The sequence below is a fragment of the Gemmatimonadaceae bacterium genome (assembly GCA_035606695.1).
In the GTDB taxonomy this organism is placed as follows: domain Bacteria; phylum Gemmatimonadota; class Gemmatimonadetes; order Gemmatimonadales; family Gemmatimonadaceae; genus JAQBQB01.
In genome coordinates this window covers 1-7961 of record DATNEW010000018.1, presented here as the reverse complement: position 1 = coordinate 7961, position 7961 = coordinate 1, and the positions used below count along the sequence as shown (strand labels likewise).

General features: G+C 66.5%; 7 protein-coding genes. 6 read left to right on the top strand and 1 reads right to left on the bottom strand.

Features of this window, described 5'->3' with window-relative positions:
- From VN706_07290 to VN706_07270, 5 genes are all read left to right on the top strand, one after another.
- Positions 1 to 4262 (top strand): chemotaxis protein CheB (locus VN706_07290; protein ID HXT15419.1); only part of this gene is annotated, 4262 nt, incomplete at its 5' end.
- Between the two features lie 31 nt (positions 4263 to 4293).
- On the top strand, positions 4294 to 5004 hold the full coding sequence (locus tag VN706_07285) for a response regulator transcription factor (protein HXT15418.1): 711 nt from the start codon (positions 4294 to 4296) through the stop codon (positions 5002 to 5004).
- Positions 5005 to 5140: 136 nt separating this feature from the next.
- Positions 5141 to 5455 carry a hypothetical protein gene (locus tag VN706_07280; GenBank protein HXT15417.1) on the top strand — a complete coding sequence of 105 codons (315 nt, stop codon included), beginning with the start codon at positions 5141 to 5143 and terminating at the stop codon, positions 5453 to 5455.
- A gap of 91 nt (positions 5456 to 5546) precedes the next feature.
- A complete protein-coding gene (locus tag VN706_07275) occupies positions 5547 to 6263 on the top strand; it encodes a response regulator transcription factor (protein HXT15416.1) in 717 nt (238 codons plus the stop codon).
- A gap of 174 nt (positions 6264 to 6437) precedes the next feature.
- Entirely contained in the window at positions 6438 to 6761 is a 324-nt protein-coding gene (locus VN706_07270) for a hypothetical protein (GenBank protein HXT15415.1), read from the top strand.
- An 8-nt stretch (positions 6762 to 6769) separates the two neighbouring features.
- On the opposite strand, the gene VN706_07265 is transcribed toward VN706_07270, so the two are convergent.
- Positions 6770 to 7291, bottom strand: a complete 522-nt coding sequence (locus VN706_07265; GenBank protein ID HXT15414.1) for a hypothetical protein — start codon at positions 7289 to 7291, stop codon at positions 6770 to 6772.
- A 220-nt stretch (positions 7292 to 7511) separates the two neighbouring features.
- Between VN706_07265 and VN706_07260 the strand changes: the two genes are divergently transcribed.
- Positions 7512 to 7961 (top strand): aminotransferase class I/II-fold pyridoxal phosphate-dependent enzyme (locus tag VN706_07260; GenBank protein ID HXT15413.1); only part of this gene is annotated, 450 nt, incomplete at its 3' end.

Genomic DNA, 7961 nt, shown 5'->3' with positions numbered 1-7961 from the left:
TGACAAAGAAGCGCAAGGGATCGCCGGATCCCGCGCAGCCGTCGAAAGCGGAAGCGCCCGCGTCGGCGCCGACGAGCCTTCCGCATGGCCAGGTCGTTGTCGGCATTGGCGCCTCCGCCGGCGGACTCGCGGCGTTGAAGCGGTTCTTCGCGACCGTGCCCGCGGACACGGGCTTGGCGTTCGCGATCGTCGTGCATCTGTCGCCCGAGCACGAGAGCTATCTCGCCGACCTGCTGCAGCCGCTGGCGGCGATTCCCGTCACCCAGGTGATGGAAGAGACGCCGATCGAGCCGAACCACGCGTACGTCATTCCGCCGGGGCGAAGCTTGTCGGCGGTCGACAGCCATCTGCGGATCGCGCCATTGGCCTCCCCGCGCCTTGGCCGTGCACCCGTGGATCATTTTTTCCGGACGCTCGCCGAAACGCACGACGGCGAATCGGTGGGCGTGATTCTGTCGGGCACGGGCAGCGACGGCGCGCACGGGATCGGCTACTTGCGCGAGCACGGCGGCATGACGGTCGCTCAGGATCCGGCGGAAGCGGAATTCGACGGCATGCCGCGGTCCGCGATCGCGACCGGCCTGGTCGATCACGTGCTGCCGATCGCCGCGATGGTTCAGCGCATACGCGAATTCGCCGCCACGAGGCCGCTCGTTGTCCGCCCTGACGCGAGCGGCTCGCGCGCGTCCGATGAGGCGGCGCCGGACGGCGCGGCGGCCGACGAGCTGGAGCACGCCTTGACGCTGGTGCGTCTCCGAACGGGACATGACTTCCTGCGCTACAAACGCTCGACCGTTGCCCGCCGCATCGCTCGGCGCATGCAGGTGCTCAATCTCGTCCAAACTGCCGACTATGTCGAACGTCTGCGGACGGACGAGCAGGAGGCAAGCGCGCTGCTCGACGATTTGTTGATCAACGTCACGAGCTTCTTTCGCGATTCGGATGTGTTTCGCGGTCTCGAGGCCGACGTCATTCCCGGCCTGTTCGAGGGGAAGGGACGCAACGACGTGGTGCGTGTGTGGTCGGTGGGCTGCGCGACGGGCGAAGAGGCGTACACCATCGGCATGCTGCTGCTCGAGGAAGCAGGCCGCCGCAACAACGCGCCGCAGGTGCAGATCTTTGCGACCGATCTTCACGAGCGGTCGCTCGAGAAGGGTCGCGAAGCGGTGTTCACCGACGCCATCGAGTCGGAGATCTCACCCGAGCGGCTCGATCGATTCTTTCGCCGCGAAGGCGGCGGCTACCGTGTGACGAAGTCGCTCCGCGACGTCGTGGTCTTCGCGATGCACAACCTGCTGCGGGACCCGCCATTTTCGCGGCTCGACTTCGTCGTCTGCCGGAACGTCTTGATCTATCTGCAGCGCGACCTGCAGAACGACGTCATCGATCTCTTCCATTACTCGTTGAGCCCGGGCGGACTCGTGCTGCTCGGGACCGCCGAAACCCTCGTCTGCCCGGATTTGTTTCGCGCCGAGAACAAGGAGATTCACCTGTATCGCCGGCGCGACGTTCCGCATGGAGCGATCCGGCTTCCAGCGCTCGCAATGAGTCCGCGCGTGCGGCGCGCTCCGGGTGAAATTCCGGAACTGCCGGCGGCCGCGCCGGCGAAAAACACGACGACGTACGCGCGCGTCCACCAGCAACTGGTCGAGCGCTACGGAACGCCGAGCCTGCTCGTGGGACCGGGGCACGAGGTGGTGCATCTCTCCGACGGCGTCGGACGGTTCCTGCGGCATCCGGGCGGCCAACCGACGAACGATTTGTTCAAGCTGGTGCGCGACGAATTTCGAATGGAGCTGCGCTCCGGCATGCACGTGGCGCGAAATCGCCGAACCGCGTGGGCGTCGCGGCCGATCATCGTGGCGCTCGACGGCGCAGTGAGCTCGGTGACCGTGCGCGCGACGCCCGCCTCCGAGCCGGAGCTCGAAGGGTACGTGCTCGTGCTGTTCGACGAGTCGGACAGGACGTCGGCGCCGCCGGCATCCGCCCGAAGCCCGGGCGACGAAAACGTTCGGGAGCTCGAGGCGGAGCTCGAGTCGACACGCGGGCGCATGCAGGCCCTGATCGAAGAGTTCGAGACGACCCAGGAGGAGTCGCGCGCCTCGAACGAGGAGTTGCAATCGACGAACGAGGAGCTCCGCTCGACGCTCGAAGAGCTCGAGACCTCGCGCGAGGAGCTCCAGTCGGTCAACGAAGAGCTGCAGACGCTCAACCAGGAGAACCGGCATAAAGTCGAGGAGTTGTCGCAACTCTCGAGCGATCTTCAGAACTTGCTGCAGTCGACCGACATTGCGACGATCTTTCTCGATCGCAATCTGCGCATTCTGCGCTACACGCCGCGCGTGACGGAGATCTTCAATGTCCGCCACGCCGATCGCGGCCGCCCGCTCGCCGATCTCACGCACCGCCTTGGGTATCCGGACTTGATCGACGACGCGAAGCGCGTGTTGCAGACGCTCGTGCCGGTCGAGCGCGAAGCGGAAATGCTCGACCCACCGGCGAGCTATCTGCTCCGTTCCGCTCCGTATCGCACCGTGGATGACCGCATCGAAGGGATCGTCATCACGATGGTCGACGTCACGGCGCTCAAGCGCACGCAGGGGGCGCTGCGGCGGAGTGAAGAGCGACAGGCGCTCCTCGTTCGTTTGCACGACACCACCCGGCCGATCTCCGACCCGGTGGAGATGCAACGGGTTGCGAGCCGGCTGCTCGGCGAGCATCTGCGCGCGAATCGCGTGAGTTATGTCGAGGTCGAGGAGCAAGCCGTTGTTTCGCGCGCACCGTACACGCGCGACGTGAAGGCGCTGCCGCCCGAGTATCCACTCGCTGAGTTCGACGCGGCGTATCGCCCGGGCTATCACCGCGGCGAGAGTCTCGTGGTCAGTGACGTCGTGGGCGAGGAGCGTTTGACCGATGACGAGCGCGAGGCGTATCGCGCGGCGGACGTCGGGTCGCTCGTCGCGGTCATGTTCGAGCGAAGCGGCGAGCGACTCGCTGGATTTTCCGTGCACGATCGCGAGCCCCGCACGTGGACGCCGGAGGAGGTTGCGCTCATTCGCGAATTCGGCGCACGCACGGCGGTGGCGGTGGATCGCGCGCGCGCCGAATCGACGCTCCGCGCGAGCGAAGAGCGCTTTCGCTTGATCGTCGACGGTGCGCGCGACTACGCGATCGTCACCACCGACCTGGATGGGCGAATCCTTACCTGGTCGCCTGGCGCGGAAGCCGTCCATGGCTGGACGTCCGACGAGATGATCGGGCAATCGATCGACGTGCTGTTCACACCCGATGATCGTGCGGACGGCGTACCGGAACGCGAACGCGCGCAGACGGTCGAACACGGGGCCGCGGCCGACACGCGCTGGCACATGCGCAAGAACGGCTCGCGCGTGTTCATCGACGGCGTCTCGCGACCGGTGACGGAAGGCGCGGGCAAGGTGGCAAGAATTCTAAGATTCGGCCAGGACGTCACGGCGCGCCGCCAAATGGAACAAGCCCTTCGCGAGCTGAACGCAACGCTCGAGCAGCGCGTCGGTGAGCGAACCGAGCAACTGGCCGAGGCAAATCGGTCGGCGCGGAGCGAGCGCGTATTTCTCCGCCGCCTCGCTCAGGGCGAGGAAGACGAGCGGCGCCGTCTGGCGCGCGACCTCCACGACGAAGCGGGCCAGTTGTTGACCGCGCTTGGCCTTGGGCTTCAGACGATGTCGGATCTTGCCGCACCGGGTTCGGCCATGGCTCACCACGCGGCCAAGCTGCGCGATCTCGCGGACACAATCTCCAGAGAGCTGCACGCCGTCGCGGTGCGCTTGCGACCGAAGGCACTCGATGACTTCGGACTCGAGGCTGCACTGCGCACGTACATCGACGAATGGGCGCGGAGCTCCGGCATCTTCGCCGTGGTGCATGCGCCGGCGGAAGTGACGCGACTGCCCGAGGCGGTCGAAACGGCGATCTACCGAATCGTGCAAGAAGCGCTGACCAACGTTGCGCGCCATAGCGGTGCGCGACGCGCGAGTGTCGTCGTCGAGCGCCGCGGGTCCGAGGTGGTGGCCATCATCGAGGACGAGGGCCGAGGGTTCGATCTTGCCGTCGTCGACGGCGCCACCGTTCCGGGCCTGGGGTTGCGAGGAATTCGCGAACGCGCGGCGCTCCTGGGGGGCACCGCCGAGATCGAGAGCGCGGAGGGCGCCGGGACGACTATTTTCATACGCATACCGATCGACGACGACGGCACCGATTCCGAGAACTCGAGCGGCACGTAGCGCCGCCGCCCGAGACCGAGGTAGCGGCACAGTGAGCGAGCACCAGATCAGAATCATCCTTGCGGATGACCATGCGGTCGTCCGCGAAGGACTGAAGGCGCTGGTCAACGCGCGGCCGGACATGCGCGTGATCGGCGAAGCGGGTGACGGGGAGTCGGCGTTTTGCGCGGCCCGCGACCTCACGCCGGACGTGCTCGTCGTGGACCTCTCGATGCCCGGCGGCGGGGGAGCGGACGTCGCGGAACGAGTGCGCACCGAATGCCCGAGCGTGCGCGTGCTCGCACTGACCGTTCACGAGGAGCCGCTCTACGTCGGCCGGCTGCTGGACGCCGGCGCGGCCGGGTATGTACTGAAACGAGCGGCTGCGGCGGATCTCGTTCGCGCCATTCGCACGGTGGCCTCAGGCGGCACGTACATCGATCCCTCGATCGCGCGAACGGTAGTTTCCGGATTTCTCGAATCTGAAGAAGCCGCGAAGGCAGTGTCGAACGACGGGCTGACCGAACGCGAACGCGAAGTGCTCGTTCGCATCGCCCGCGGCTTCAGCAACAAGGAAATCGCCACCGCCCTCGAGCTCAGCGTGAAGACCGTGGAGAGCTACAAGAGCCGTGTCGCCGAGAAGCTTGGCCTGCGTTCGCGTGTCGACATCGTCCGCTATGCGGCGCTTCGCGGCTGGCTCGGCGGCCTGGCGGGCGAAGACCCGGAGTCTACTCCGCAAGAACATCCCTCGGGGAGGCGATAGGTCGCGACAGACGGTCCTTCGCCGGGACGTGTCAGGACGGTTCCTGACACGAGCTATCGACTTTCCCGCTGCAGTGGTGGCCGAACGGGACATAACGTGCAGGTATGTCGAATGATCCCGCCGAACAGATCTCACCGTGAGTCCTCCCAAAAAGACTGCGAGCGGCACGCTGCTGGAGCGGGCGGTTTCGTCGCTTGGGGCTGAGGTGGTCGCGGCATCACTCAGCCTCAACGTGCAGGCACTCGAGGGGCTGCTCGCGTCGGAAAAGCCGATGAATCTGGAGCAGCAGCGCACACTGGCGCTGGCGATCTACGCGGCCAGCGAGAACCACCCCGAGCTTCGGCGCCGAGCGATGAGTTTGCTGGCCCAGGTTCGCGCGGCGGCGGACTTCGAGGCAGGCGTGACCGAGCGTCACGCGATCGCACCCTCGCACTCCCACCGCTGGGAGTGATCGGCAACCCAGCGCGCGCTCAGAGCACTCGGAGCATCTACATTTTCGAGATGCTTCACGATACGAATTCGGCGCGGCTTGGGTCGTGACCATGATGGGCGATGCGACACCGGGATCGATGCGGTCGTTTGCGCCCGCTCCTCGAATTCGAGTCGTTCTCGCCGACGACCATGCGGTCATCCGCGAAGGCCTGAAGCTGCTCGTCAACGCGCAGCCCGACATGGAAGTGATTGGCGAGGCGGTGGACGGCGAGATGGCGTTGCGCGTTGCGTGCGAGTTGACGCCGGACGTGATCGTCATGGATCTCTCCATGCCGGTCCTCGGCGGCGCGGCGGCGGCCGAGCGCGTGCGGCGCGAGTGTCCGGTTGTGAAAGTGCTGGCGCTCACGGTGCACGAGGATCGGTCCTATCTCGCGCAGTTGCTCAAGGCCGGGGCAACGGGCTACATCCTCAAGCGAGCGGCGCCCGAGGAGCTCGTGCATGCGGTGCGTGCAGTGGCGGCTGGCGGGACGTACATCGATCCGGCGATGGCCCCGGCCTTGGTGCAGGGGTACTTGCAGTCGCGCCGGCGATTGCGCGCAACCGCGCACGAAGTGCTCAGCGAGCGGGAGCGTGACGTGCTCGTGCGGATCGCGCGTGGGAACAGCAACAAGGAGATCGCGCGCGACTTGGGGCTCAGCGTCAAGACCGTGGAGACCTACAAAGCGCGGTTCACGGAGAAGTTGGGCGTGCGGTCGCGCGTCGAGATCGCCCGGTATGCAGCCGAGCACCGGTTACTCGACGACGAGCTGGATACGAGCGCGCCATAGCGCATCCTTGAATCACAGTTCTCTGACGAGCCTGCGGGCCTGTCAGGGTGGGCCCTGACAGGCCGAAGCGGGTCCTTCCTGCTGGCTAGCTGGTGACCCACGGCTAATGTGAAGCATGCGAATGGATCGTTCGCCGGCAGGAACCGCAGGACTGGCAGGACTGGCAGGACCGGCGTGACCGCGCGTCCGGAGCCCGAGCGGGACGGCGAGGATGCCGCGCGGCTCGAAGAGCTGTTGGCGCTGGCGATGAACGCCGCGAACCGGCGGCGGGGATGGGGCCCCACCGCCGGTTCCGCGGCGCGAGAGCCGCTCAGCGCGGCCTGCGCGTTCGCGCGCGCAAAAACCATTCGTCCTGAAGAGGTGCTCGTTCACCTCAAACGCGTATGGTCCAATATCGCGGACTCCGAATTCCTCACCCGCCACGACGCGCAGCATGTGCTCGACGGAATGGTGAGCGAGTGTATCGAGCAGTACTTCGCGGATTGCTCCGGCAAATGACCGTCACGCTACCGAGTCACGACGTTTCGCCGCGCTGCTTCCGCGAGCGCTGAGTCGATGTCGCGCGATTCGACGACGCGCGGCAGCAGGAAGTTTCCGGATTGCGTGCCGGGAATTCGCGTCGACGCCACCGAGCCGCTTCGGTCGAGCGCAATGATCGCCGTCGTCGACTTGAGCGAGATGCGAAGGACCCACGCGCCGCCGTCGGGCCACTGACGTCGAACCGCGAAGACGTTCGGGTGTGACGTCGCATCGAAGTGCAGCGGTACGCTCCGGCGCGCCCCGTTGACGAGGCCCTCGGCCGCGCCCGTGAGATCGCCGAGCTGCGCCTCGCCTTCGCGCAGCGAGGTGTGCACGAGCAGCGCGGCACTCCGGCTCGGAGCGTCGAATGAATTGACCGGTGATTCGATCGACAGCCACGGCGGCCACTTGAGCGCATTCCTTGTGAACGGCGCCGCGGCGGTGAGACTGACCGCCAGCGCGGCAGCGGCTGTTGAGTAGAGGGCAAGGGCGGACACGCGGCGAGTCATGGAGCCTCCAATGGGTTGAGGTGCGCTGAGGTGCGCGATCGTTCACCCAATTGGATGGTGGAATGTGTCCGTGTGCTTACATGCGGTGCGTTGTCGCTCCTCGCCTCAGGGCGGCCGCGATGAGCATTCTTTACGATCGCCACACGCCATTGCCGAGGGCTTGCCGAACGACGTAGTGTGGAGGCGGACGTACAACTCCCCTTCGCCGCCGGAGAACGCCGTGGCCGATTTCCATCCGTTCGAGCTCGAGCACTACCAGTCGCGCTACGAGCACGACGTCGAGATGAACCTCGCCGACAGCAGCGTGAAATGTCTCGCCACGAGCGAGTGGCTGACCGACGACGAGCGCGGGCGCCTGCTCGACACGCCGCTGTACTATCCGATGGTCAACGGCACGGTCGAGTTGCGCGAGGCGATCGCGGCGCTGTATCCGAACGCGAGCGCGCGCAACGTGCTCGTGACCGTCGGCGCGGCCCAGGCCAATGGCATGGTCGCCGCCGCGCTGCTGCGGCCCGGCGATGAAGTCGTCGTCATTTCGCCCGGCTACCGGCAGATCTGGGGCTTAGCGTTGAACACGGGCTGCACCGTGCGCGAACTGGAGCTTCGGCCGGAGCAAGATTGGCGGCCGGGTCTCGACGCGCTCGACGCGCTCATTGGACCGCGGACGCGG